The sequence below is a fragment of the Sagittula sp. MA-2 genome, from assembly GCF_030126985.1.
In the GTDB taxonomy this organism is placed as follows: domain Bacteria; phylum Pseudomonadota; class Alphaproteobacteria; order Rhodobacterales; family Rhodobacteraceae; genus Sagittula.
In genome coordinates, this window is sequence record NZ_CP126145.1 from 3,861,710 (window position 1) to 3,883,720 (window position 22,011).

Sequence of the window (22,011 nt, forward strand, 5' to 3'; positions counted from 1 at the left end):
CGCAATGCAAGACGGCGCCCCGACAAAGGGCAGGTCCGACGCGGCGTCCGGCCCGATGTCAGGCGCCTTCGTTCTCGTCCTCCGGTTGCCTGTCGGCGGCCCAGCTGGCGATGGCCTGCTCGCGCACCCTGGCGATGACATCGGCGGGAATGTCCTGACCATGCGCGCTGCGCAGCGGCTCGTCGTGAAAGAGGTAGACACGGGACAGGAACGGGTCGAACTCCAGCGATCCTTCGCCGTATCGTTCGCCATGCCCCGAGGTCGACACCACGACGCCGTTGCCCCAGTCCTGACCGCTGTCGTTGTTCGGGTTGTAGAAGTAGATCCGCATCCGCCCGGCCTGATCCTCTGCCACCCGCAAGATGGCGATGGCGTGCCAGCCCACGAACCGCTGCTGCGCATCCGTCACAGCGATACCGGCCGGTTGCGGGTGACCAAGCGGCCGGCCGCCGTTGTGGTCGGGATGATAGGTCGCGAAGAAACGGCGCAGGAAGTCGTCGTAGGCCGCCAGCTTGCCGGTTGTGACATCCACCGCGACGGCGCAATCGCGCGACACCCACCAGCCGTGGAACTGCGGGTTGATCCACTTGTGCGGATCGCCGGAGCGTCCCGCGCACAGCCGTCCCATCTCGGCGTAGATCCGGTCGAGATGCCCGACCAGAAGGACCGACACCGGGTCGGCGTCGATCGGCCCCATGCCCGCCAGCCCCGCGGGAAGGTCGGCTGAGTTGATCGGCGTGCCCTCGAACTGCATCTGGAGCGTGTCGAACTCGGCCACCTGCGTCACGAGGTGCAGCAGGTAATCCGGGTCGTTCAGCGCCCAGAGCGCGATGGCCCGGGCGGACTGACAGGTCGGATTGGCGCCCTGCCCGACGCCCAACGGCTGCCCGAGCACCTGAAGCACACCGGCCAGCAATTGCGTCTCGGGCGAGACGGCAGGTCCGAACCCGAGCGCGAGACGGTCCCGCGCCGCGCCGCGCAGGCGGAGCGACAGTTGCCGTTCCAGCGCCGGAACCATCGGCGCGTGATGCAGGGTGCCGCGTTCAAGCAGCATGGCGAGGCCGTAGGCGGCCTGCGGCGTGGCCGGCGTCACGGCGCTGCGCACCAGCTTCTCGATCACGCCGCGGTAGTGCCGCCAGCAGTCAAGGCCGGTGGACCCGAGGCCAAGCGCCTCCGGGATCAGGGGCCGCTGATCGAAGTCCAGCGCCCATGTCAGGAAAGCGGCGTGGTAGTCGGAGACCAGCCCCGTGTCGTGCATCGCGCGGGCAAACCCCATGGCCTCACGCGAGAGACCGGCGTCGTCGGCGACCGATATGCGGTCGAGGTAGACGGCAAGGCCCGGATCGTCACGCGACGCCGTCGTGGGGCCGAACAGGGCACTGACCAGACGCTCCGCGCCGAGGCGGGTGCTGCCGGGCCCGGTGCCGTTCTCGTTCAGGGCGACAGCGATCTGGGCGATCATGTCCTTGACCACCCCCACCTGCACCGAGCGCTGCTCCAGCAGGCGCCAGATCTCGGACACGAGCACGCTGAGAACGTCGTTCAGCCCGATATGGTCCGCTATGTGCCGCAGCACCCGGCATTTCACCTCGTGCCGCGCACCGAGCCCCCGGGCCGCTTCGTCCGGCACCCCGAACAGGTCCTTCAGGTTCAGCGCAAGCACCTGTGTCAGGAAGTGCCGCGCGCCGTCCTGATGCAGGTTGCCATGCCTGGCCTCGCCCTTCGCCACGGCCAGGAACCGCGACAAGCTGGCCGCCTCCAGCGCCTGGAACGCGGGGTCTTCGGACACCAGCGTCCCACCGACAAGTTGCGGCAGGAGCGCCTCGGGCCGGTCCCAGTCGGAACCGACGAACAGCCCAGCTGCGTCCATGCGTGCCGCCCGTTCGCGCACCACCCCCAGCCCGCCGGGCTGGGCGATGATGCGGCCAAGAACGTCGAGCACGGGGCCTTGGTAGCGGGCCTTGGCAAAGGGCCGGGCCCGCTCCAGCCGTTCAATCGCAAGATCAAGCGTACCGGACAAGCGCGCCAGCGCAGCGCTGTCGTCCCCGGTCTGCCCGTCCGCGGAGGACGCGTTTCTGAGGTTCATCAAACGTAATAATCCAGCTCTTCCTGCTTCTTCAGAAGGTCTCGCAACTCGTGCGGGTTGTCACCGAAGAAATAGGCCAGCCCCCAGTGCGTGCCGAACGCGGACCGTTTGGCCACCTTCTGCTCGCGCGGATCGGCCAGTTCGTGAAATTCGAAGTACGGGTGGTTCGCCGTATCTTCGGGGATCTCCAGACGGCTGACCACGCGGCGGCGCGGATAGACGCCGAAGCATCCGGCGTGGCCCTTGGCATCGACGATCTCCTTCGGAAAGAAGGCGTCGAGCTCCTCCTGCGTGGTCTTCGGATCGAAGGCCACCACCAGCCCCTGGTACCCGTTGAAGCCGTAGGCCCGTTCGATCAGCTCCAGCGCGTTGAATCCCGGCGGACGGTACGCGACCTCGCCGAAGTACAGCTTGTTGTCGCTGGTAAGGAAATACTCCGGGTGGATGAAGCCGAAGTCGATGTCGAACACCTCGATCAGCTTCTCGATCTCCTCGGTGATCCGTTCGCGGTGTGCTTCGAGCTCCGGCGTGGCGGGCACGAAGACCGAGTAGCCCAACGTGACGTATTCCGAGATGTTCAGGAACTGCACCTTGCCGTTCTTGATCCACGCCTCGACCGCGAATTCCCAACCGTCAAGGTGGCTTTCCAGCAGCGCCGGAAATTCCTCGTCGGGGATGTTGTCGACGTCCTCGGGGGTGCGGATCACCCGGTGCCCGGCGGTGCCGGACTTGTCGAAGGCCTTGAAGTGGATCGGATCGTTCGGATCGCCGTCCAGCTTCAGCAGCGTCTGGTTGACCCGCTTGAGGAACCGGATCACGTCACCGCGGTCGTGCGCCTCTTCGAAGACGCCCACCCGGATGCCGCCCAGCTGCGCGCGGCGCTTCATCAGCGACTTGTCGCGGAACAGCATGGCCTGCCCCAGAAGGCGCGGGTTCTTCATCAGCACCGCATTGATCGCACCGGCCCATTCCACCGTCTCCTCGAAGATCGGGATGGCCACGTCGACGCCCATGTCGTCAAGCCGGTGCGCCAGCTCGTGCGAGCGTTCGTTCAGACGGTCGAAGTCCCACGGGACAAAGGGAATGTCGTTCTGCTTGCAGTAGTCCTCGGCCCAGGGCGGAGCGACGACAACATACCGGCGGTCGAAGCGGTCGACCGCGTCAATGGCGTTCAGGCTCCAGCCGAGCAGGGCGACATACCCTTTATCCGGGTTCTTGTCAGTCATTGCATATCCTTTCATCAGGCAGACCAACAGGGACGAGCGCGCGTCCTGTCCGCTCGCGGACTAAGGGAAGGTCCTGTTACGGGAGATGCGACCCCGGCGAGCTGATCTGCGTCGGTTTCAAGTTAAGAGGTTAGCCCGCCGCGGACCGATTTCAACCGGGTCACGCAAGACAAGCCGATCCGCGGGCGCAGGGCACCCGCCTGTAACGCAGGGATGGAGGACGGGGTCAGAGCAGGTTTCTGAGCGGCCCGTCGGCGCTGATCGTCTTGGAGCCGTCGGGCTCTTCAAGGACGTCGAGCCATGCCTTTTCGTCGTCGATCTCGACGAAAAAACGCCATTCGTCCTGTTCGATCATGGCAATGGCTTCCTCGGTCGAGAGCCGCCACTGCGACTTGCCGAAAAAGGATTTGCGGACGCCTCCGATCGCAAGGAGCTGTGCGCCATTGTCCGCAACCTTTGCCCATGTCACTTGAGCTGGTGCAGCCATAGTGTTCACCACCTTTCTACCTTAAGGATAGCGCAAGATTGCCGCCGGGGAAACAGTCAAGGCTTAGTTAACTGTAATCGCTCACTAAATCCTGGATGGACGGCGCCGTGACCATGGGACTTTTGGAGATTCGGCGGCTCGCCGGTACTTTCATTCGGTGCCTGCAGTATTGCCCCGACGCAGGCGCCCATCGGCTTTCCATGCGATCCCCCGTCAGCGGCATTCGCCCGCCAGAGATCGCCGCCATGGCGCAAAAGAACCGAGGCGCGCCGAAGTTGGCCGTTAACGCTTTCGTGAGTTGCTACCGCCCGCGGGCGCGGGCATCGATTTCCACATGGTGAAGCGTGTTCTCCTCGTTCTGCTTCTCGGCCTGACCGGCCTGATGGTCGCGATCTCTCCGGTCGCGGCCCAAATCGCGTCCGACCGTGCGATCTGTGCACCGCAGGTGCAGGCACAGGTCGAGGAAATGCGCATGGTTCACCACGGCCATCAGGGCCACGTAACGCCGCCGGACGACACAGCAGCCCAGGAGCAGAAGTCCGATACCGCGCTGTTCAGTTGCTGCGATCACGGCTGCGTCCTCGACATCTCCAACCTGCCGGACACGGACGCAAAAACCGTGTCCGAGACGCGGGTGCCCGCGGACTGGTCCGTGCTCGACCGCGCCGACCTGACGGGACCCATCGGTCTGCGTCGTCCTCCGAAGGCCTGATCTTCCCGCCACGGGTGTGCGTGCCGCGCCCTGACTGAAGATCCCTTCGGAGTCATTCCATGAAATACCGTTTCGCGGCGCTTCTGCCGCTGGCGCTTGCGGGCTGTGCACAGCCTCTGGCGTTGCCCGAGGCCGGTGCGCTGATCCGCGCCGCCGATCCGTCCACCGCCACCGCCGCCCAACCGGGGCCGAGTGTCGGCTACACCGCCTACCCCATCGCCGAGCCGCTCGACTGGCGCCAGCTCAACGACGCGCAGGCGCCGGGAGGTGGCACATGAAGCATGTGATCGCGCTGGCCGGGCTGGCGCTGCTGACCGCCTGTGCCGATACGGCGACCGTGAAGGGCGCCTCCGACCCACAGGCCGGCTTCGCCTTCGTCGCCGATGGCACCAACCGTTCGACGGGCGCAAAGGCCGCCTGGGCGCAGACCGCCGCCGATGTGGCCGCGAACGAGGCGCGCGCCAGGGCGCTGGTCGCGGGCAAGACCATCGGGCCGGACACCGCCGTACAGGTCGCCTTGATGAACAATCGCGGGTTGCAGGCGGCCTATGCCGACCTGGGTCTTTCGGCCACCGACCTCTGGGAAACCGCGCTGGGGCCGCGGCCGAGCCTCGAACTGTCGCTCAGCGGCATCGGCGAGGCCGGTCTGGCCCGCTCGCTCGAGGCGAGCGTCACCGGCGCCATCCTCGACCTGGCCACGCTCAAGCCGCGCACACGCATCGCCGAGACGCACTTCCGCCAAGCGCAGCTTGAGGCGCTGGCCGAAACGCTTGCGCTGGCCGCCGAGACGCGCATGGCGTGGATCGACGCCGTGGCCGCATTCGAGGCGTCGTCGCTGATCGCGCGGGCGCAGGGCACGGCAGAGGCCGCCTCCGAACTCGCAGCCGAACTGGGCCGCACCGGTGCGATGAACCGCGCCGACCAGGCGCGCGAGCATGTGTTCACCGCGGAACTCGCTGCCGAACGCGCCGAGGCCCGGCTTGAGGCGCAGCTTGCGAAGGAGAAGCTAACCCGCCTCATGGGGCTCTATGGCGCGAGCACCGATTTCTACGTGCCCGACCGCTTGCCAAGCCTGCCGGGCCGCAGACCGGGGCGCAGCAATGCCGAGGCGCTCGCCCTGCAACATCGCGTCGACCTCGCCATCGGCAAGCTCGAACTGGAGGCGATTGCGCAGGAATACCGCCTGACCAGCCAGACCCGCCGCATCGAGGGTGCGGAAGTCACAGCCGGTGCAGAAGTGGAACGCAGCGACGACAACGAAACCGAAGTCGCCCGCGTGCTGCAGGCCAGCCTGGAGATCCCGCTCTACGACACGACAAAGCTGACCTCGCGGCGGGGTGCACTGGAATATTCCCGCGCGGCGCATGAACTGGCGCAACACGCGGTCAACGCCCGGTCCGAGGCACGCTCCGCCCATGCGGAAGTCACCGGCACCTACAACATCGCGCGACACTGGCGCGACGAGGTGCTGCCCCTGCGCCGTGAAATCGACCGCGAGGCGCTGAAATCCTACAACGGCATGCTGACCTCGACCTTCGAGCTGATCGAGGACGCCCGTGACGGGCTGGAGGCACAGCTGTCCACCGCCGAGGCCAGGGCCGATTACTGGCGCGCCGAAGCCAACCTGAAAACCGTGATCTGGGGTCCGCCCGCTGGAGGTGACGAATGAACCGCCGTCAATTGCTGGCCGGTGGCGCTGGGGCCGTTCTGGCCTCTGCCGCCGCAGCCGAAACCCGTTTCCGTGATCTGCCCGAGGCAGCCTCGACCGACAGCCCCTACACGCAGGTGCCGCCACGGCCCGGCTCCGGCCCGGACTACAACCCGGTCGTGACGCTCAACGGCTGGTCGCTTCCCTGGCGGATGAATGGCAACGTGAAGGAGTTCCACCTCGTCGCGGAGCCGGTCGAGCGTATCATGGCCGACGGGATGATGGCCCGGCTCTGGGGCTACAACGGCCAGTCCACCGGCCCGACCATCGAGGCGGTGGAAGGCGAGCGCGTGCGCATCTACGTCACCAACCGCCTGCCGGAACACACCTCGGTCCACTGGCACGGGCTGATCCTGCCTTCGGGCATGGACGGCGTCGGCGGGCTGAGCCACCCCGCGATCCCGCCCGGCAAGACCTTCGTCTACGAGTTCGACCTGATCAAATCCGGCACCTTCATGTACCATCCCCACGCGGATGAGATGGTGCAGATGGCGATGGGCATGATGGGCCTTTTCATCGTGCATCCGCGCGATCCCGCCTTCATGCCGGTGGACCGGGATTTCGCCTTCCTGCTGGCGTCTTACGACATCGACCCCGGTACATACATCCCGCGCGTTGCGGAGATGACCGACTTCAACATGTGGACCTGGAACAGCCGGATCTTCCCGGACATCGACCCGTTGGTGGTGAACAAGGGCGACCGGGTGCGGGTGCGCTGCGGCAACCTCACGATGACCAACCACCCAATCCACATGCACGGCTACGACTTCGAGGTGACCTGCACCGATGGCGGCTGGGTGCCGAAATCCGCCCGCTGGCCGGAGGTCTCCATCGACATTCCCGTGGGCGCCATGCGCGCCTACGAATTCGATGCGATCCACGAAGGCGACTGGGCGATCCACTGCCACAAGTCGCACCACACGATGAACGCCATGGGCCACGATCTGCCGACCTTCATCGGGACGGACAAGACGCGCCTCACGCAGATGATCCGCCGCCAGCAGCCGGGTTACATGCCCATGGGCACGGCGGGCATGGCCGATATGGGCGAAATGTCCATGGAACTGCCCGACAACACCGTGCCGATGATGACCGGCTGGGGGCCGTTCGGCCCGCTCGAAATGGGCGGCATGTTCTCGGTGGTGAAGGTGCGCGAGGGCATCGCGCCGGACGATTACTCCGACCCCGGATGGTATCAGAACCCTCCGGGCACCCAGGCCTGGGAATGGACCGGAGAACTGCCCGAAGAGGTGCGCCAGAGCAGCGCCGCCACGGTCATCACCCCCAAGAGTCACCTCAACCACGATCACTGATCCGGGCCCCTGCCCGGCACTGACCCCAAGCCCCCGCGAAGGGGCAAACACCTGAAAGGAAACGCGTATGAAAACCCTCAAGGCACTTGCAATCGCCCTGCTCACCGTGACCGCGCCCGCTTCGGTCGCTCTGGCCGAAAGCCATATGGCCATGCCGATGAGCCAGGGCACGATCACCAAGATCGACACCAAGTGGAAGAAGGTCACCATCGACCACGGCCCGCTGGAAAACCTCGACATGCCGGCGATGAAGATGGTCTTCGACTATGCGGACGGCATGATGGAAGGCCTGAGCGAAGGCGCTACGGTGTCCTTCGTCGCCGACCGCGTGAACGGCAAGCTGACCGTCACCGAGATCACGTCCGAGTGATCTTGCGGCCTTCGGGCCGCCCTATTGCGCTGGATCAAGGTCTATGGCCCGGGTCCGGCGCATACTGGAGCCATAACAAGAAGACCGAAGGAGGTCGCCATGAGATGGTTCGCAGTTCCGATGATGTTGCTTGCCCAACCGGCCCTTGCCGACCGTGGTGAGGTGTACGGTTACATGATGGACGGTTACGGCCACGGCATCGGCATGATGTTCGGGCCGGTGCTCTGGCTGATCGTGCTGGGGCTGGTCGTGGCCGGTGTGGTCTGGTTCGTCCGGCAGCCCGGCAATGCCATGGCCCAGAAGGCGCCCGGCGATGCGCTGGCCGAACTGGACATGCGCTTGGCGCGTGGTGACATCGACGCCGAGGACTATGCCGCCCGCAAGAAACTGCTGGCAGGCTGAACGGTTCGATCCGGTAGCAAGGTCAGGGACGCGCCCCGCCGCAAGGACGGGGCGCGTATCCTTATTTGCGGAACTGCGAGTGGCACGCCTTGCAGGTTTCGCCAAGCTGGCCCAACGCAGCGCCGAGGTCGGCCTCGGACTGGATGGTCCCGGCAAGCTTCTCTGCCGCATGCTCGGCATCTGTCGCCCGGGACGAGAACGTCTCCCAGTCTTCCCAGATCACCGGCAGGGCCTCCGATTTCGGGTCCTCCGCGCGCACCTCGAACATGGAGACGATCTGCGCCGACTGTGCGGCGATCTCGTTCAGGGCGCTGTTGGCCGCGTTGGCGTCGAAAGCCATCTGGCCTTTTGCCATGGCCCCCACGAGCTTCATCTGGTCGCCGATGGTCTCCATGACCATCATGCGCGCCATGACATCCTTGTTCTCGACCCCGCCATGCGCCAGCGCCGCGGTGCCTAGCGCGATCAATGCGATTGCCAGTTTAGCTTTCTTCATGTCAGTCCCTCGTTGGTTTTTTTAAGTCACGTTTATCCAGGTGGTCATGCCCGATGCGGCATGGGCGAGCATGTGACAGTGGAACAGCCACTTGCCCGGGTTGTCGGCGGTGAAGGCGATCTCAAGCGGTTCGTCCGGCACGCTGAGGATGGTGTCGCGCAGCGGACCGAAACTGCCGTCGGCGCGGACCTCACGGAAGTGCATGCCATGCAGGTGCATCCCGTGCGGAAAGGCCGTGCGGTTCTCGAGCCTGATGCGCAGCACCTCGCCCAGGGCAAGGTCGGCAAAAGGCGTTTCCGTCCGCCCCGCCTGCCCTGCGAGCGCCCAGAACTGCCCCTTCTCGATCAACGCGCGGAAGCCAAGGCGCTCTCCCTCGAACATGGCGCTTTCCATGCCCGCCATAGCGCCGCCTTCCATCACCATGTCGAGGCTGCGGGCCTCTGACAGATCCGGCAGCGCGGTGCGCGGGTTGGCGGGCAAGGCCGCCGGCGCCGGGCGCGGGGTGGTGGCGGACTGGCCGGATACCTTGACCTCGGCCAGTGCCTCCCAGCTGTCGTCGTCCATCCACATGAGCAGGCCCGCGGGCGCGCCTTCGTCCGCGGTGATGTCCACGATCAGATCGGCGCGCTGCGCGGGGGCAAGGACGATCTCGTCGCTCACCTCTTCCGGGGCATCCAGCGGCATCCCGTCGAGCGCGACGGTCCACCCCCTCATCCCCTGCAGGCGCAGTACGAATATCCGCGCGTTGGCGGAATTGATCAGGCGCAGGCGCAGGCGTTCATGCCGCTTCGCGGTCAGGGCAAAGTCGTATCGGCCATTCACCCCGACCAGGTTCCCGGTACGTCCGCCATGGCTCATCATCATCGGATGGTTGAAGGGCTCGACAAAGCCGCCGGTGTCCGGGTCGAGCAACCAGTCGCCCAGCATCAGCACCTCGTCACGGTCCACGTCAGGGGCGTCCGCCTCTTCGACGATCAGCGCGCCGGACAGGCCGCGCGCCACCTGCTCCATGGAGTTCGTGTGCGCGTGGTACCAGTAGGTCCCGGCGTCCGGCAGCGTGAAGTCGTAGTCGAAGGTGCCACCGGGCGGCACGGCCTCCTGCGTCAGCCCCGCGACCCCGTCCATGGCGTTGTCGATGCGGATGCCGTGCCAGTGCACGGAGGTCGGCACATCGAGTTCGTTGACCAGCTGCCGCTGCAGCCGGTCGCCCTGCCCCATACGGATCGTTGCTCCCGGTATGGTACCGCCATAGGACCAGACCGGGGTGGCGGGATAGCCGTCCGGTGCCAGTTGCACGCTGGCCTTCTGCGCGACAAGCGTATCCGTCGCCCCCCATGCGGGCCGGGCCAGCATCGTCCCGGCAAGACCGGCGCAGAAAGCGCGCCGGCCAATCGAAAACCCTGTCATGTCAGTTGATCCCGTTGGCCCGTTGAAGCTCTCGAACGTAGGTCACGATTCCCGCGACGTCCGCCCGTGTCAGCCCCTCTTGCGCAGGCATGTTGCCGAACCGCCAGTGATGGGCGCGCACGCCCTGCTGCACGGCGAGGAAGAACGCCATGTCACCATGGTGCGAAGGTTCGTAGATCTTGTGAACAAGCGGCGGACCGAAGCCGTCCTTGCCAGCGGCGTTCTTGCCATGGCACGCGGCGCAGACCGCGTCGAAGGCCTGCTTGCCCACCTGTGCCTCGGCCGAGAGGGTCTCAGGCAGGGTGACGGAAACGATGGCCGCGCCTTCGGTCGCCGTGTCCGTCGTTTCCTGCGAATTGGTCTGTGTCGTGGTCAGGTATGCACCGATGGCGACTGCAGCGACAGCCGCACCAGCGAAAGCGATCTTTTTCATTTCAGTATCCTGAGTGGCACGGGGGACGGGCCCGCGTGCGGTATTCGACATTTCGGGCGAAAGGCCCGCGGTTCAGTCGATCTCAGGCACGCGGAGGGGGAAGATCGCGCTCCGGGCTGCGGTGGCGGCCCGTGACAGACGTGGGCCTGTCGTGCAGGTAGCGGAAACTGCCGTTCAAAGCCGTCTCATGCTCCACCGGCAGCATCGCAAGGGCGCCGCCGGTCACATGGTGGCAGTCGGGCATGGCGTCCGCCTGGTCCGCCCTGGTCGTCTCATGATGGCTGTCGGGACAGTCCGGGCAATCGTGGACATGATCCACGATCCCGCCCGCCATATCGGCAGAGGCCACCTGAGGCAGGCTCACCAGCAGGATAGCGACGGCAAGCGTCAGGACACCTGCGACGCACAGCATGCGCCGCACGGCGGCTGCGCTGTCCCTGCACGTCTTTTGCCCTGTTGCCATCAGGCCTGCCATGAACTGCCTCCTCGGTGGTACTGAACCCCGAACCCGGTTGATGATACAATCAATCTGTCGTGAACGTCAAAGTTTCGCCGCCCGAAGCCGCAAGGCATTGCCGATGACCGACACAGAGGACAGGCTCATCGCCGCCGCCGCGACCATCGGAGACAGCAGTACGCCGAGGAACGGGTACAGAAGCCCCGCCGCCAGCGGGATGCCCGCGGTGTTGTAGACGAAGGCGAAGAACAGGTTCTGCCGGATGTTGCGCATCGTGGCCTCCGCCAGCCTGCGGGCACGGACGATGCCGGTCAGGTCGCCCTTCACCAGCGTCAGGCCCGCGCTTTCCACCGCCACGTCGGCCCCGGTGCCCATGGCGATGCCCACGTCGGCCTCGGCGAGCGCGGGCGCATCGTTCACCCCGTCGCCCGCCATGGCGACAGACAACCCCTCCCCCTTCAGACGCCGCACGAGCGCGCCCTTGTCCTCGGGCGAGACACCAGCGTGCACCTCGTCGATGTTGAGCTCCCGCGCGACGGCCTGCGCGGTTGCCTCAGCGTCGCCAGTCGCCATGACGATCCGCAGCCCTGCCTCGTGCAGCGCACGGATGGCATCGGGCGTGGTCTTCTTGATCCGGTCGGCCACCGCGACCAGCCCGGCGGCGCGACCGTCGACGGCCACGAACATGGCGGTCTTGCCCTCGGCCTGCATGGCCTTCGCCCGATCCGAGGGAAGGTCCTCGACCCCGAGATCCCGCATCAGCGCAGCGTTCCCCAGCGCGACCTTCCGGCCATCGACGGTGCCGGTCACACCCTTGCCGGTGATGGCCTCGAAATCGGTGCTGTCCCTGCGCGGTGCATCCCGATCCTCGGCGCCCTTCACGATGGCCTCGGCCAGCGGGTGTTCCGAGCCACGCTCCAGCGCGGCGACCAGCGACAGGAACTCCTCCCCGTCCATGTCCTGCGGTTCGACGTCGGTCAGGGTCGGCTTGCCTTCGGTCAGGGTGCCGGTCTTGTCGACGATCAGCACGTCGACCTTGGCAAAGCGTTCCAGCGCCTCGGCATCGCGGATCAAGACGCCCGCGCCAGCGCCGCGTCCGGTCGCCACCATGATCGACATGGGCGTTGCCAGACCCAGCGCACAGGGGCAGGCGATGATAAGGACCGACACAGCCGCGACAAAGGCATAGGACAGCGCCGGAGACGGGCCGAGCGCCCACCAGGCCACAAAGGCCAGCACGGCCGCGACCACCACAGCCGGGACAAAGTACTCCGCCACGCGGTCCGCCATGCCCTGGATCGGCGCCCGCGACCGCTGCGCGCTGGCGACCATCTGGACGATGCGGCTGAGCGTGGTGTCGTCGCCCACGTCCTGTGCCTCCATCAGGAAGCTGCCAGTCTTGTTCAGCGTGCCGCCGGTGACCGCATCGCCTTCGGTCTTCTCGACCGGCACGGGTTCGCCCGTGATCATGCTTTCGTCGACCGAAGAGCGGCCTTCCGTCACCACGCCGTCCACAGGAACGCTTTCACCCGGACGGACGCGAAGGATGTCGCCAGAGCGCAGGTCGTCCAACGGCACGTCCTCTTCGCTGTCGCCCGTGACACGGCGGGCGGTCTTGGGCGCGAGGTCCATCAGCGCCCGGATCGCGTCGCCGGTACGCTCCCGCGCGGCCAGTTCCATCACCTGACCGATCAGCACGAGCACGAGGATCACCGCCGTCGCCTCGAAATAGACCGGCGTCATGCCCATGCCGTCCCGCACCTGGTCCGGCAGAAGGCCGGGGACCAGCAGCGAGATGATGGAAAACAGGTAGGCCGCCCCGGTGCCGAGCGCGATCAGCGTCCACATGTTCGGGGACCGGTTCACGACAGAGGCCCAGCCGCGCTTGAAGAAGGGCCTGCAGACCCAGACCACCGGCGTCGCCAGCGCGAACTGCACCCAGCCGAACAGCCCGTGACCGAACCAGCGGTCGAAGGGAAGGCCGATGTGCGTGCCCATTTCGAGGATGAAGACCGCCAGCGCCAGCGGCGCGGTGATCCAGAGCCTGCGCTTGAAATCGACGAATTCCGGGTTGGGGCCGCTGTCTGCCGACGGCGTCATCGGCTCCAGCGCCATGCCGCATTTCGGACAGTCGCCGGGATGGTCCTGCACGATCTCGGGATGCATAGGGCAGGTGTACTGCGTGCCCTTCGGCATGGCCTCCGGCGCAGGGCGGTCGCCCAGGTACGATTCGGGATCCGCGTCGAACTTCGACTGGCAGCGTTCGGAGCAGAAGTAATGCCGCTGGCCCGCGTGCTTCGACATGTGCGCGGCCGAGGCACGGTCGACCTCCATGCCGCACACCGGATCGGTGGCGGTCAGGTAAGCCTCCGGCTCTGCTACGAATTTCTTGCGGCACCCGTCCGAGCAGAAGTGATACGTGTGCCCGTCGTGGTCCGCCTTGGGCTTGTCCGCCTGCGGATCGACCGTCATGCCACAGACGGGATCGCGGGTGACCTTCTTGGAAGGGTGGTGGTGTACGTGCGCCTCTGCCATGTCCGATCCTCCGGCTTCGGGTTCAAGATGGACCATACAGATGAGGCTTCCAGTCACTGGAAGGTCAAGGGCAATTATGACACCGCGTATCGGCCGCGTGCGATCCGGGTGATCCGCCCCTCGGACAGCAGGTCCGCCAAGGCACGAGAGCACGCCTCCTGTGTCAGCCCGATGCTCGCCGCCAACGCCGTGACCGTGTCCGGCTGGCCAAAGCAGGTCAGCGCCGCAAACGTCCGCTCCCGCGCGGCGCGGATCGACATGATCTGGGTCCTCAGCCGTTCCTCGCGGACCTGTAGCGCCAGCCGCGCGACGAAGGCTTCTGCGAAGTCCGCATCGTGTCTCAGGTAGTCGCGGATCACGGTCCCCGCGACCTGCACGCCCCGCGCCGGGGACAGGGCCACGCAGTCGCAGTGGTAGGCGTCCGCGAAGATGCTCGCCTCGGCCAGCGTCTCGCCCGGACCGGCCTGCGCGATCGTCACCCTGTGGCCGTCCTCGGTCACGCGTACCAACGCGAGCCGCCCGGCATCCACACGCAGCATCGCCGTGCCAGCTTCCCCGTTCCGGAAAACATGGGTGCCTGTCTCGACCTGGAACGCCTTCAGACGGCCGGGCGGCAAAAGGGCAAACGGGTCGTCAATCATGATCGTGATCATAACCCTTGCCCGTTTCCTGCGATAGTATCCATGGACATGCGAACAGGAGATCCCGATGAAACCGCTTGCCATCTTGCTGACATGCCTGCCCTTGGCGGCGAACGCGCAATCCCACGCCGGGCATGACATGCATGCGCCGTCCGCCGCTCCGAAGGAAGCAGGCCAAGGCGGTTTCGCGGCGCTGGCGGAGATCACCGACCTCCTCCGCGCCGATCCGACGACCGACTGGTCTCGGGTGGACCTGGGGCGGCTGCGCTTGCACCTGCAGGACATGGACCAGTTGGTGACCGAGCTACAGGTGAGCGAGAATGACGTGCCGGAGGGCCTGCAGGTGACCATTGACCTAGCGGGTCCCGCCGCCGGGGCAGCCCGTCGCATGGTGCCCGCCCACGGCCCCGTCCTCGCGGCAGAGACCGGCTGGAACAGCGACGTGACCGTCGGTGAAGACAACATCGTCTGGGCCGTGACCGATGCGGCGGCAGCGGACCAGATCCGCGGTCTGGGGTTCTTCGGCCTCATGGCCACAGGCAACCACCATCCCGCCCACCATCTGGCCATCGCCAAGGGCGGTTCGCAGGATGCCCATTCGGGTCACTAAGGCTTGGCGCAACGCGTCGAGGACCTGTATGCGGGCAAGCCAGTGATCATCGGCCTGCCCGCGGCCACCCCCTCCGGTCAATGGCATAGGCCGGCCGCCGCACCGCCAGGAATCACTCCGACCCGTTGCTGTCGCGTTTTTCGCGGGCTGCCTTCAGGCGCGCCATCTTTTCGGCGCGCTCTTCGGCCTCGTCTTCCAGAACGCGCCTGGCGTTCGCAGTGGTTTTGTCGATCGCCGTGACCACATCCGCAGGCTTCGGCTTGGCGGCGGCCACGCTGGATTTCAGGGGATCGTCAGCGTCGACGTCCTTGGCGGGTTCGCCCGTAAGGCTTTCTCTGGACGATGTCTTCAAGCGAGCGCCAGGTTGCTGGCGGACTCGCGGCCATCGCGGCCGGTTTCGACGTCGAAGGTCACCTTCTGGCCGTCATCGATGCGGGTAAGGCCCGCACGCTCGACGGCAGAGATATGCAGGAAAACGTCCCTGCTGCCCTGTTCGGGTTCGATGAAGCCGAAGCCCTTGCTGGCGTTGAACCACTTGACGGTGCCGTTGGCCATGTCCGTTTGCTCCTTCAAAATGCTGACCGCAGAAGTGCGGCAGTCCGGAATACAGTTGATCCAAGTCGATCAACCGACGCCGGACAGACGGCAGCAGCGTTTCGAAGAGAAAAAACTAAGCTCCCCGTCCATGAGGCTTATGGCTTGAAATTACAACGATTCTTGTACGGCGATCACGGATGCGGACAAGCCGGTTGCATCGTCCGGCCACCTGCGCCGCCATCCGTTTGCGGCCCGTGTCGCAAATTGTTTCGCCCCAACCGCCACAACCGCTATACAGCACCACGGCCGTCGCCCCGCAGGGCGTCCGCGCCGTTCAAGCAAGACCACGAGGGTGAGGCAGCGTTGAAGAAGTTCGGTCTCGATGCCACGGACATCCGTATCCTGAGCGCCGTTCAGAGCCATGGGCAACTGAGCAAGACCCGCCTGTCCGAGATCGTCAACATTTCGGCGACGCCCTGCTGGGCGCGTCTCGACCGGCTGAAGGCGGCGGGGTTCATTCGCGGATATTACGCCGACGTGGCGCTCGACCGGGTGTGCGACTTCACGCAGGTCGTGGTGACCGTCTCGCTGACCACGCATCGCAAGGCCGACTTCGACCGGTTCGAGGCATGGGTCGGGCGGCAGGACGAGATCGTCGACTGCATCGCGACGGGCGGCGGCATGGACTACGTGATGCGGACGATCTGCCCGACGCTGACTGCGTTTCAGGCGCTCATGCAGGACATGCTCGAAGCGGACATCCCCGTGGACCGCTACATGACCTACATTGCGACTCGGGTGGTGAAATCCGGGCGGCCCAACATCGCCAAACTGGCCAGTTCCGCGCCGCGCGACCGAACGGTCTGACGAAGGTATCGTTTTCAGCCTGAACGGTCCGCGACAGGGCCCTATTTTGGTCCGCTGCCGCAGGGTTTCGCCGCCTAAATAAGCGTCATCTTCCACCGTGTCCCGGGCCGCCAGCCCGGTTCCAGCAAGGGCGCAAACGATGCACGCAGACGAGTTCGGCTTTGGCACTCAGATCCGGAAATCCCCCTACTTCGACGCCACGGTGCGGTGGGGCGCAAAGGGGTTTTCCGTTTACAATCACATGTATATCCCGCGCGACTTCGGCGATCCGGAGCAGAACTTCTGGAACCTCGTCAACGACGCGATCCTCTGTGACGTGGCTGTGGAACGCCAGGTCGAGATCACCGGCCCGGACGCGGCCCGCTTCGTCCAGATGCTGACCCCGCGCGATCTGTCCAAGATGGCCGTGGGCCAGTGCAAGTACGTGCTCATCACCAATGCCGAAGGCGGCATCCTCAACGATCCGATCCTGCTGCGGCTGGCCGAGAACCACTTCTGGATCTCGCTTGCCGACAGCGACATCCTGCTGTGGGCGCAGGGCGTCGCGGTGCACTCCGGTCTCGATGTACAGATCTGCGAGCCCGACGTGTCGCCGCTGCAGCTTCAGGGGCCGAAGTCGGGCGCGATCATGCAGGCGCTCTTCGGTGACGACATCCTGAGCCTGAAATACTACTGGCTGCGCGAGCTGAACCTCGACGGCATCCCGCTGATCGTGTCGCGCACCGGCTGGTCGAGCGAGCTGGGCTATGAGCTGTATCTCCGCGACAGCGCCCATGGCGATGCGCTGTGGGAACGGATCATGGCCGCCGGGCTGGAGTTCGGCCTGAAACCGGGCCACACCTCCTCGATCCGCCGGATCGAAGGCGGCATGCTGTCCTACCACGCCGACGCCGACATCCACACGAACCCCTATGAACTGGGGCTCGACCGGCTGGTCAACCTCGACATGGAGGCCGAGTTCATCGGCAAGGCGGCGCTGAGGCGCATCCGCGACGAGGGCGTGAAACGCTGCCAGGTCGGCCTGATCATCGACGCCGATCCGCTGAAAGGCCCGAACACGACCTTCTGGCAGATCAATCGCGATGGCGTCGAGGTCGGCAAGGTGACCTCCGCGGTCTACTCCCCGCGGCTCGAGCGCAACATCGCCCTTGCCATGGTCACGGTGGAGCACGCCCACCTCGGGATGCAGATCGAGGTTCTTCTGCCCTCCGGCCCCTCCATGGCGACGGTGGTGGAGCGTCCGTTCTACGATCCCAAGAAATCGCTGGCTGCGGCGTAAGGCAGGTCCATGTCCGATCTCGCCATCGACCTGCACTGGCAGCGCGGCGGCCCAGCCCTGCTGCCCGGCCAGTATTCCGCCGCGCACCGGGTGTCCTACGGCACCCGGTACGACATCGATGTGGATGCCGCCCCCGACTGGGGCGGCGATCCCGACCACACCAACCCGGAGCAGGCGCTGGCCTCTGCCCTTTCGAGTTGTCACATGATGACCTTTCTCGCGCTGGCGGCAAAGGCGGGCTGGCCGGTGGCGGGATACTCCGATCACGCGGTGGCCTTCCTGGGAAAGAACCCCCGGGGGCAGATGTCCGTCACGCGCATCGACCTGCACCCGGTGGTGCGCTTCGACCATGGCTTTGCCGTCACCGACGAGGCCATGGCGCAGATGCAGGACCGCGCGCACCGCTACTGCTTCATTGCCAACACGCTGGCCGACAGCGTGGAAATCCACATCCGCTGAAAAGGGGCGACGCCCGTGTCCACGATCCTGCTGCGCGACCTCGATGCCGATGGCGTCCTGCGCCTGACACTCAACGACCCGGCAAGGCGCAACGCACTGTCGGAGGCGATGCTGACGGAGCTGGGCACAGCCTTTGCCGAGGCAGCCCGCAATTCCGCCGTACGAGTGATCGTGCTGGCCGCCAATGGCCCCGCGTTCTGCGCAGGGCACGACCTGAAGGAGATGACGGCGGGCCGCGCCGCCGGAGACAGGGGGCGTGCCTATTTCACGAGGGTGCTGACCCAATGCTCGGGCGTCATGCAGGGGATCGTCACCTGTCCGAAGCCGGTCATTGCCGAGGTCACGGGCATCGCCACCGCCGCCGGTTGCCAGCTTGTCGCCAGTTGCGATCTGGCGATCGCCGCCGACACAGCGCGGTTCAGCACACCGGGCGTTCACATCGGTCTCTTTTGCTCGACCCCAATGGTGGCCCTGTCGCGCAACGTCGCGCACAAGCACGCGATTGAGATGCTGCTGACCGGCGACATGACCCCCGCCGCCCGCGCCGCGGAGATCGGCCTGGTCAACCGCGCGGTGTCCCCGGATGCCCTGCGCGAAGAGGTCATGCAGATGGCCCGCAAGATCGCATCGAAGTCCGCGATGACCCTCGCCACCGGCAAGCGCGCCTTCTACGCGCAGGCACAGATGCCGCTGGCCGAGGCCTATGACCATGCCACCCGGGTGATGGTCGAGAACATGCTGGCCCGCGATGCCGAGGAAGGCATTGGCGCCTTCATCGAGAAACGCGCGCCCCAATGGCAGGATGCCTGACCCATGTCGAACCCCTACAACACCGGACTGGACCGCAACCCGGCGAATTACCAGCCGCTGACACCGCTCGGTTTCCTGGAACGCGCGGCGCTGGTCTTTCCCGACCACACCGCCATCGTGCACGGCGCGCTCCGGCGCAGCTATGCCGCGTTCTACACGCGGTCCCGGCAACTGGCCTCTGCGCTGGTGCAGGCGGGCATGAGGCGCGGCGACACGGTCTCTGCCCTGCTCGCCAACACGCCCCCCATGCTGGAATGTCATTACGGCGTGCCCATGAGCGGCGCGGTTTTGCACGCGATCAACACGCGGCTCGACGCGGCGATCATCGCGTTCCAGCTCGACCACGCCATGTCGCGGCTGGTGGTCGTCGATGCCGAGTTCCTGCCGCTTCTCAATGAAGCGCTTGGCCTGGCCGCGGTCTCTCCAACCGTCATCGTCTATGACGACCCCGAATACGACGGCCCGCGCACCCCGGCAGACGCCACCGATTACGAGGCCTTCCTCGCCGGCGGCAATCCGGACTTCGCGTGGCTGCGTCCCGAGGACGAGTGGGACGCCATCGCGATCAGCTTCACCTCCGGCACCACCGGCGATCCGAAGGGCGTCGTGACCCATCATCGTGGCGCCTACCTTCTGGCGCAGGGCAACGCGCTGACCGCATCCATGGCCAAACATGCGGTCTACCTCTGGACGCTGCCGATGTTCCATTGCAACGGCTGGTGCTTTCCGTGGACCCTGTCGGCCATCGTCGCCACCCATGTCTGCCTGCGGCAGGTCCGCGCCGAACCGATATGGGCCGCACTGGCAGAGGAGAAGGTCACGCATCTGTGCGGCGCGCCCATCGTCATGTCGCTGATCATCCAGGCCCCGGACACCGAGAAGCGCGCGCTCACACACGACGTACAGTTTTTCACGGCCGCCGCGCCGCCGCCGGAGAAGCTGCTGGCCGAGATGAAGGACGCCGGGTTCGACGTGACCCACCTGTACGGGCTGACGGAAACTTACGGCCCCGCCGTGGTCAACGACTGGCACAGCGACTGGTCGGACCTGCCGCCGGCGAAACAGGCCCGGCTGAAATCGCGCCAGGGCGTGCGTTACCTCCCCCTCGAAGGGCTGGACGTGCTCGACCCCGACACGATGCAGCCCGTGCCGCGCGACGGCCAGACCATGGGAGAGGTCATGTTCCGCGGCAACGTCGTGATGAAGGGTTATTTCCGCAATCCCAAGGCCACAGACGAGGCCTTCAGGGGCGGGTGGTTCCATTCCGGCGACCTCGGCGTCGTGCATCCGGACGGGTACATCCAGCTCAAGGATCGCTCCAAGGACATCATCATCTCCGGGGGCGAGAACATCTCCTCCATCGAGGTCGAAGAGGTGCTCTACCGCCACCGCGCCGTGGCGGTCGCCGCCGTGGTCGCCATGCCGCACGACAAATGGGGAGAAACGCCCTGCGCCTTCGTCGAACTGGCCCCGGGCCATCACGCGGATCAGGACGGTCTGCGCGACTGGTGCCGGGCCTACCTCGCACACTACAAGGTGCCCGGTCGTTTCGTCTTCGGCAGGATCCCGAGGACATCCACCGGCAAGATCCAAAAGTTCAGCCTGCGCGACAAGGCCCGTGCGCTGGAAGACGCCTGAATCCGGTGCGCCGGGTTGACTGCTCCGCCAAAAGACTTCGGCACAGCCACAATCCATGGCAGAGTCCGCTCATTAGATTTCAAGGAAACGCATAGCGACACATTGAATACCAACTGAATAAAAAGGGAGGAAAGACCATGAACCTGAGACCCGACCCGACGTTCCACGCGACGCCGAGGCTGGCGATGGAGGCGCCGGCCGAGACACTGGCCTTCACGCTGATGCTGAGCCCCGACGGGTCGCAGCCCGATGGACTGGCCGTTGTCGACGTGGACCCCAAGTCCAAAACCTACGGCCAGATCGTCCATCAGGTCATCATGCCGAACAAGGGCGACGAGTTTCACCATTTCGGCTGGAACGCCTGCTCGTCCTCGCTCTCGCCGCTTTCGGGGCACGCCTTCCTCGAACGGCGCTACCTGATCATTCCCGGCATCCGGTCGTCGCGGATCTACGTGATCGACGTGAAGGAGCCGCTGAAGGCGAAGATCCACAAGATCATCGAACCCGAAGAGGTCTTTGCCAAGACAGGCTATTCCCGCCCGCACACCATCCATTGCGGCCCCGAAGGCATCTACGTCTCGACTCTCGGCGGCGGTGGCGCGGACGGCACCGACGGCCCTCCGGGCATCTTCATCATGGATTGCGAGACATTCGACATCCTCGGCCGCTACGAGATGGACCGCGGCGAGCAGGACAAGCACTACGATTTCTGGTGGAACCTGCCGCGCGACTACATGGTCTCGTCCGAATGGGGTCTGCCGCCGCAGTTCGAGAACGGCATCGTCGCCGAGGACCTGCTGTCCAACAAGTACGGGCACAAGATCCACTTCTGGAAACTGCGCGAACGCAAGAACGTCCAGACCATCGACCTTGGCGAAAACCACCAGATGGCGCTGGAAATCCGGCCTGCCCACGATCCGTCGAAGGACTACGGCTTCTGTGGTGTCGTGGTGGACACGACCAACCTTCAGGGATCGATCTTCACGTGGTGGCAGAAGGACGACGGCACCTTCGAGGCGAAGAAGACCCTGACCATCGACCCGCGCCCCGAAAAACCCGAGAACCTGCCGCCCCTGCTGAAAGGGTTCGAGGCCGTTCCGCCGCTGGTCACCGACATCGACCTGAGCCTCGACGACAAGTACCTCTACGTCGCCTGCTGGGGCCTGGGCGAGATGCACCAGTACGACGTCTCCGACCCGATGAATCCCAAGCTGGCGGGCAAGGTCGAGCTGGGCGGCATCGCGCGCGGCACGAAGCATCCATGTGGCAAGCCCTTTGCCTATGGCCCGCAGATGGTGGAGATCAGCCGGGACGGCAAGCGTGTCTACTGGACCAACTCGCTCTATTCGACGTGGGACGATCAGTTCTACCCGGACGACGAGGGCGGGCAGATGGTCATGGCCCACGTGGGCGAAAACGGCGGCCTGACCCTGGCGGAGGACTTCTACGTCGAATTCCCCAAGGGCTATCGCAGCCACCAGATCCGTCTTGAAGGCGGGGACTGCTCGACCGACAGCTTCTGCTATCCGTCCGCCTGA

General features: G+C 65.7%; 24 protein-coding genes. 13 read left to right on the forward strand and 11 right to left on the reverse strand.

The window, feature by feature from the left end:
• Positions 1–58: 58 nt before the first annotated feature.
• From QNI11_RS18840 to QNI11_RS18850, 3 genes are all read right to left on the reverse strand, one after another.
• Positions 59–2,086 (reverse strand): hypothetical protein, encoded by a 2,028-nt coding sequence (locus tag QNI11_RS18840; RefSeq protein ID WP_283981320.1) that lies wholly within the window; start codon positions 2,084–2,086, stop codon positions 59–61.
• The gene (locus QNI11_RS18845; protein ID WP_100929060.1) at positions 2,086–3,312 is read right to left on the reverse strand and encodes an acetyl-CoA carboxylase biotin carboxylase subunit family protein; all 1,227 of its coding nucleotides are present in this window, start codon (positions 3,310–3,312) and stop codon (positions 2,086–2,088) included. The genes QNI11_RS18840 and QNI11_RS18845 overlap by 1 nt, the downstream gene beginning before the upstream one ends.
• Before the next feature lie 226 nt (positions 3,313–3,538).
• Positions 3,539–3,799 (reverse strand): hypothetical protein, encoded by a 261-nt coding sequence (locus QNI11_RS18850; protein ID WP_100929059.1) that lies wholly within the window; start codon positions 3,797–3,799, stop codon positions 3,539–3,541.
• 334 nt (positions 3,800–4,133) lie between these two features.
• Here QNI11_RS18850 and QNI11_RS18855 point away from each other — a divergent pair, with 334 nt between their 5' ends.
• The 6 genes from QNI11_RS18855 (at position 4,134) to QNI11_RS18880 (ending at position 8,304) form a co-directional block, all read left to right on the forward strand.
• Positions 4,134–4,511 (forward strand): hypothetical protein, encoded by a 378-nt coding sequence (locus tag QNI11_RS18855; protein ID WP_283981321.1) that lies wholly within the window; start codon positions 4,134–4,136, stop codon positions 4,509–4,511.
• 59 nt (positions 4,512–4,570) lie between these two features.
• Entirely contained in the window at positions 4,571–4,789 is a 219-nt protein-coding gene (locus QNI11_RS18860) for a hypothetical protein (RefSeq protein ID WP_100929057.1), read from the forward strand.
• Positions 4,786–6,180: a TolC family protein gene (locus QNI11_RS18865; RefSeq protein ID WP_283981322.1), complete on the forward strand. Its 1,395-nt coding sequence runs from the start codon at positions 4,786–4,788 to the stop codon at positions 6,178–6,180. Before QNI11_RS18860 ends, QNI11_RS18865 begins: the two co-directional genes overlap by 4 nt.
• Entirely contained in the window at positions 6,177–7,532 is a 1,356-nt protein-coding gene (locus tag QNI11_RS18870; protein WP_283981323.1) for a multicopper oxidase family protein, read from the forward strand. The genes QNI11_RS18865 and QNI11_RS18870 overlap by 4 nt, the downstream gene beginning before the upstream one ends.
• Before the next feature lie 67 nt (positions 7,533–7,599).
• Complete coding sequence (locus tag QNI11_RS18875) at positions 7,600–7,902, forward strand: copper-binding protein (RefSeq protein WP_100929055.1); 303 nt, start codon at positions 7,600–7,602, stop codon at positions 7,900–7,902.
• A gap of 99 nt (positions 7,903–8,001) precedes the next feature.
• The gene (locus tag QNI11_RS18880) at positions 8,002–8,304 is read left to right on the forward strand and encodes an SHOCT domain-containing protein (protein WP_100929054.1); all 303 of its coding nucleotides are present in this window, start codon (positions 8,002–8,004) and stop codon (positions 8,302–8,304) included.
• 61 nt (positions 8,305–8,365) lie between these two features.
• Here the strand turns inward: QNI11_RS18880 and QNI11_RS18885 are convergent, their stop codons facing one another.
• From QNI11_RS18885 to QNI11_RS18910, 6 genes are all read right to left on the reverse strand, one after another.
• Entirely contained in the window at positions 8,366–8,800 is a 435-nt protein-coding gene (locus tag QNI11_RS18885) for a cytochrome c (protein ID WP_283981324.1), read from the reverse strand.
• A gap of 21 nt (positions 8,801–8,821) precedes the next feature.
• Complete coding sequence (locus QNI11_RS18890; RefSeq protein WP_283981325.1) at positions 8,822–10,207, reverse strand: multicopper oxidase family protein; 1,386 nt, start codon at positions 10,205–10,207, stop codon at positions 8,822–8,824.
• Position 10,208: 1 nt separating this feature from the next.
• The gene (locus QNI11_RS18895) at positions 10,209–10,640 is read right to left on the reverse strand and encodes a cytochrome c (RefSeq protein ID WP_283981326.1); all 432 of its coding nucleotides are present in this window, start codon (positions 10,638–10,640) and stop codon (positions 10,209–10,211) included.
• Between the two features lie 82 nt (positions 10,641–10,722).
• Positions 10,723–11,115: a hypothetical protein gene (locus tag QNI11_RS18900; protein WP_283981327.1), complete on the reverse strand. Its 393-nt coding sequence runs from the start codon at positions 11,113–11,115 to the stop codon at positions 10,723–10,725.
• A 66-nt stretch (positions 11,116–11,181) separates the two neighbouring features.
• Positions 11,182–13,632 (reverse strand): heavy metal translocating P-type ATPase, encoded by a 2,451-nt coding sequence (locus QNI11_RS18905; protein WP_283981328.1) that lies wholly within the window; start codon positions 13,630–13,632, stop codon positions 11,182–11,184.
• Between the two features lie 74 nt (positions 13,633–13,706).
• Positions 13,707–14,273: a Crp/Fnr family transcriptional regulator gene (locus QNI11_RS18910; RefSeq protein WP_283981329.1), complete on the reverse strand. Its 567-nt coding sequence runs from the start codon at positions 14,271–14,273 to the stop codon at positions 13,707–13,709.
• Between the two features lie 67 nt (positions 14,274–14,340).
• On the opposite strand from QNI11_RS18910, the gene QNI11_RS18915 reads away from it, so the two are divergent.
• Positions 14,341–14,883, forward strand: coding sequence for a hypothetical protein (locus tag QNI11_RS18915; protein ID WP_283981330.1), 543 nt, complete (start codon positions 14,341–14,343; stop codon positions 14,881–14,883).
• Between the two features lie 112 nt (positions 14,884–14,995).
• Here the strand turns inward: QNI11_RS18915 and QNI11_RS18920 are convergent, their stop codons facing one another.
• Both QNI11_RS18920 and QNI11_RS18925 read right to left on the reverse strand, forming a co-directional pair.
• Positions 14,996–15,157, reverse strand: a complete 162-nt coding sequence (locus tag QNI11_RS18920; protein ID WP_283981331.1) for a hypothetical protein — start codon at positions 15,155–15,157, stop codon at positions 14,996–14,998.
• 74 nt (positions 15,158–15,231) lie between these two features.
• A complete protein-coding gene (locus QNI11_RS18925) occupies positions 15,232–15,438 on the reverse strand; it encodes a cold-shock protein (protein ID WP_100929047.1) in 207 nt (68 codons plus the stop codon).
• 345 nt (positions 15,439–15,783) lie between these two features.
• On the opposite strand from QNI11_RS18925, the gene QNI11_RS18930 reads away from it, so the two are divergent.
• From QNI11_RS18930 to QNI11_RS18955, 6 genes are all read left to right on the forward strand, one after another.
• Positions 15,784–16,287 carry an Lrp/AsnC family transcriptional regulator gene (locus QNI11_RS18930; protein ID WP_100929046.1) on the forward strand — a complete coding sequence of 168 codons (504 nt, stop codon included), beginning with the start codon at positions 15,784–15,786 and terminating at the stop codon, positions 16,285–16,287.
• A gap of 139 nt (positions 16,288–16,426) precedes the next feature.
• Positions 16,427–17,566 carry a glycine cleavage T C-terminal barrel domain-containing protein gene (locus QNI11_RS18935; RefSeq protein ID WP_283981332.1) on the forward strand — a complete coding sequence of 380 codons (1,140 nt, stop codon included), beginning with the start codon at positions 16,427–16,429 and terminating at the stop codon, positions 17,564–17,566.
• Between the two features lie 9 nt (positions 17,567–17,575).
• Complete coding sequence (locus QNI11_RS18940; protein WP_283981333.1) at positions 17,576–18,025, forward strand: OsmC family protein; 450 nt, start codon at positions 17,576–17,578, stop codon at positions 18,023–18,025.
• A gap of 15 nt (positions 18,026–18,040) precedes the next feature.
• Positions 18,041–18,835, forward strand: coding sequence for an enoyl-CoA hydratase (locus tag QNI11_RS18945; RefSeq protein ID WP_283981334.1), 795 nt, complete (start codon positions 18,041–18,043; stop codon positions 18,833–18,835).
• Between the two features lie 3 nt (positions 18,836–18,838).
• Positions 18,839–20,473, forward strand: coding sequence for an acyl-CoA synthetase (locus tag QNI11_RS18950; protein WP_283981335.1), 1,635 nt, complete (start codon positions 18,839–18,841; stop codon positions 20,471–20,473).
• 137 nt (positions 20,474–20,610) lie between these two features.
• Positions 20,611–22,011, forward strand: a complete 1,401-nt coding sequence (locus QNI11_RS18955; RefSeq protein WP_283981336.1) for a selenium-binding protein SBP56-related protein — start codon at positions 20,611–20,613, stop codon at positions 22,009–22,011.

Bases quoted from the DNA above. Each gene is read 5' to 3' on its own strand.
- QNI11_RS18840 (WP_283981320.1), bottom strand. From the start codon at position 2,086: ATGAACCTCAGAAACGCGTCCTCCGCGGACGGGCAGACCGGGGACGAC.
- QNI11_RS18845 (WP_100929060.1), bottom strand. From the start codon at position 3,312: ATGACTGACAAGAACCCGGATAAAGGGTATGTCGCCCTGCTCGGCTGG.
- QNI11_RS18850 (WP_100929059.1), bottom strand. From the start codon at position 3,799: ATGGCTGCACCAGCTCAAGTGACATGGGCAAAGGTTGCGGACAATGGC.
- QNI11_RS18855 (WP_283981321.1), top strand. From the start codon at position 4,134: ATGGTGAAGCGTGTTCTCCTCGTTCTGCTTCTCGGCCTGACCGGCCTG.
- QNI11_RS18860 (WP_100929057.1), top strand. From the start codon at position 4,571: ATGAAATACCGTTTCGCGGCGCTTCTGCCGCTGGCGCTTGCGGGCTGT.
- QNI11_RS18865 (WP_283981322.1), top strand. From the start codon at position 4,786: ATGAAGCATGTGATCGCGCTGGCCGGGCTGGCGCTGCTGACCGCCTGT.
- QNI11_RS18870 (WP_283981323.1), top strand. From the start codon at position 6,177: ATGAACCGCCGTCAATTGCTGGCCGGTGGCGCTGGGGCCGTTCTGGCC.
- QNI11_RS18875 (WP_100929055.1), top strand. From the start codon at position 7,600: ATGAAAACCCTCAAGGCACTTGCAATCGCCCTGCTCACCGTGACCGCG.
- QNI11_RS18880 (WP_100929054.1), top strand. From the start codon at position 8,002: ATGAGATGGTTCGCAGTTCCGATGATGTTGCTTGCCCAACCGGCCCTT.
- QNI11_RS18885 (WP_283981324.1), bottom strand. From the start codon at position 8,800: ATGAAGAAAGCTAAACTGGCAATCGCATTGATCGCGCTAGGCACCGCG.
- QNI11_RS18890 (WP_283981325.1), bottom strand. From the start codon at position 10,207: ATGACAGGGTTTTCGATTGGCCGGCGCGCTTTCTGCGCCGGTCTTGCC.
- QNI11_RS18895 (WP_283981326.1), bottom strand. From the start codon at position 10,640: ATGAAAAAGATCGCTTTCGCTGGTGCGGCTGTCGCTGCAGTCGCCATC.
- QNI11_RS18900 (WP_283981327.1), bottom strand. From the start codon at position 11,115: ATGGCAGGCCTGATGGCAACAGGGCAAAAGACGTGCAGGGACAGCGCA.
- QNI11_RS18905 (WP_283981328.1), bottom strand. From the start codon at position 13,632: ATGGCAGAGGCGCACGTACACCACCACCCTTCCAAGAAGGTCACCCGC.
- QNI11_RS18910 (WP_283981329.1), bottom strand. From the start codon at position 14,273: ATGATTGACGACCCGTTTGCCCTTTTGCCGCCCGGCCGTCTGAAGGCG.
- QNI11_RS18915 (WP_283981330.1), top strand. From the start codon at position 14,341: ATGAAACCGCTTGCCATCTTGCTGACATGCCTGCCCTTGGCGGCGAAC.
- QNI11_RS18925 (WP_100929047.1), bottom strand. From the start codon at position 15,438: ATGGCCAACGGCACCGTCAAGTGGTTCAACGCCAGCAAGGGCTTCGGC.
- QNI11_RS18935 (WP_283981332.1), top strand. From the start codon at position 16,427: ATGCACGCAGACGAGTTCGGCTTTGGCACTCAGATCCGGAAATCCCCC.
- QNI11_RS18940 (WP_283981333.1), top strand. From the start codon at position 17,576: ATGTCCGATCTCGCCATCGACCTGCACTGGCAGCGCGGCGGCCCAGCC.
- QNI11_RS18950 (WP_283981335.1), top strand. From the start codon at position 18,839: ATGTCGAACCCCTACAACACCGGACTGGACCGCAACCCGGCGAATTAC.
- QNI11_RS18955 (WP_283981336.1), top strand. From the start codon at position 20,611: ATGAACCTGAGACCCGACCCGACGTTCCACGCGACGCCGAGGCTGGCG.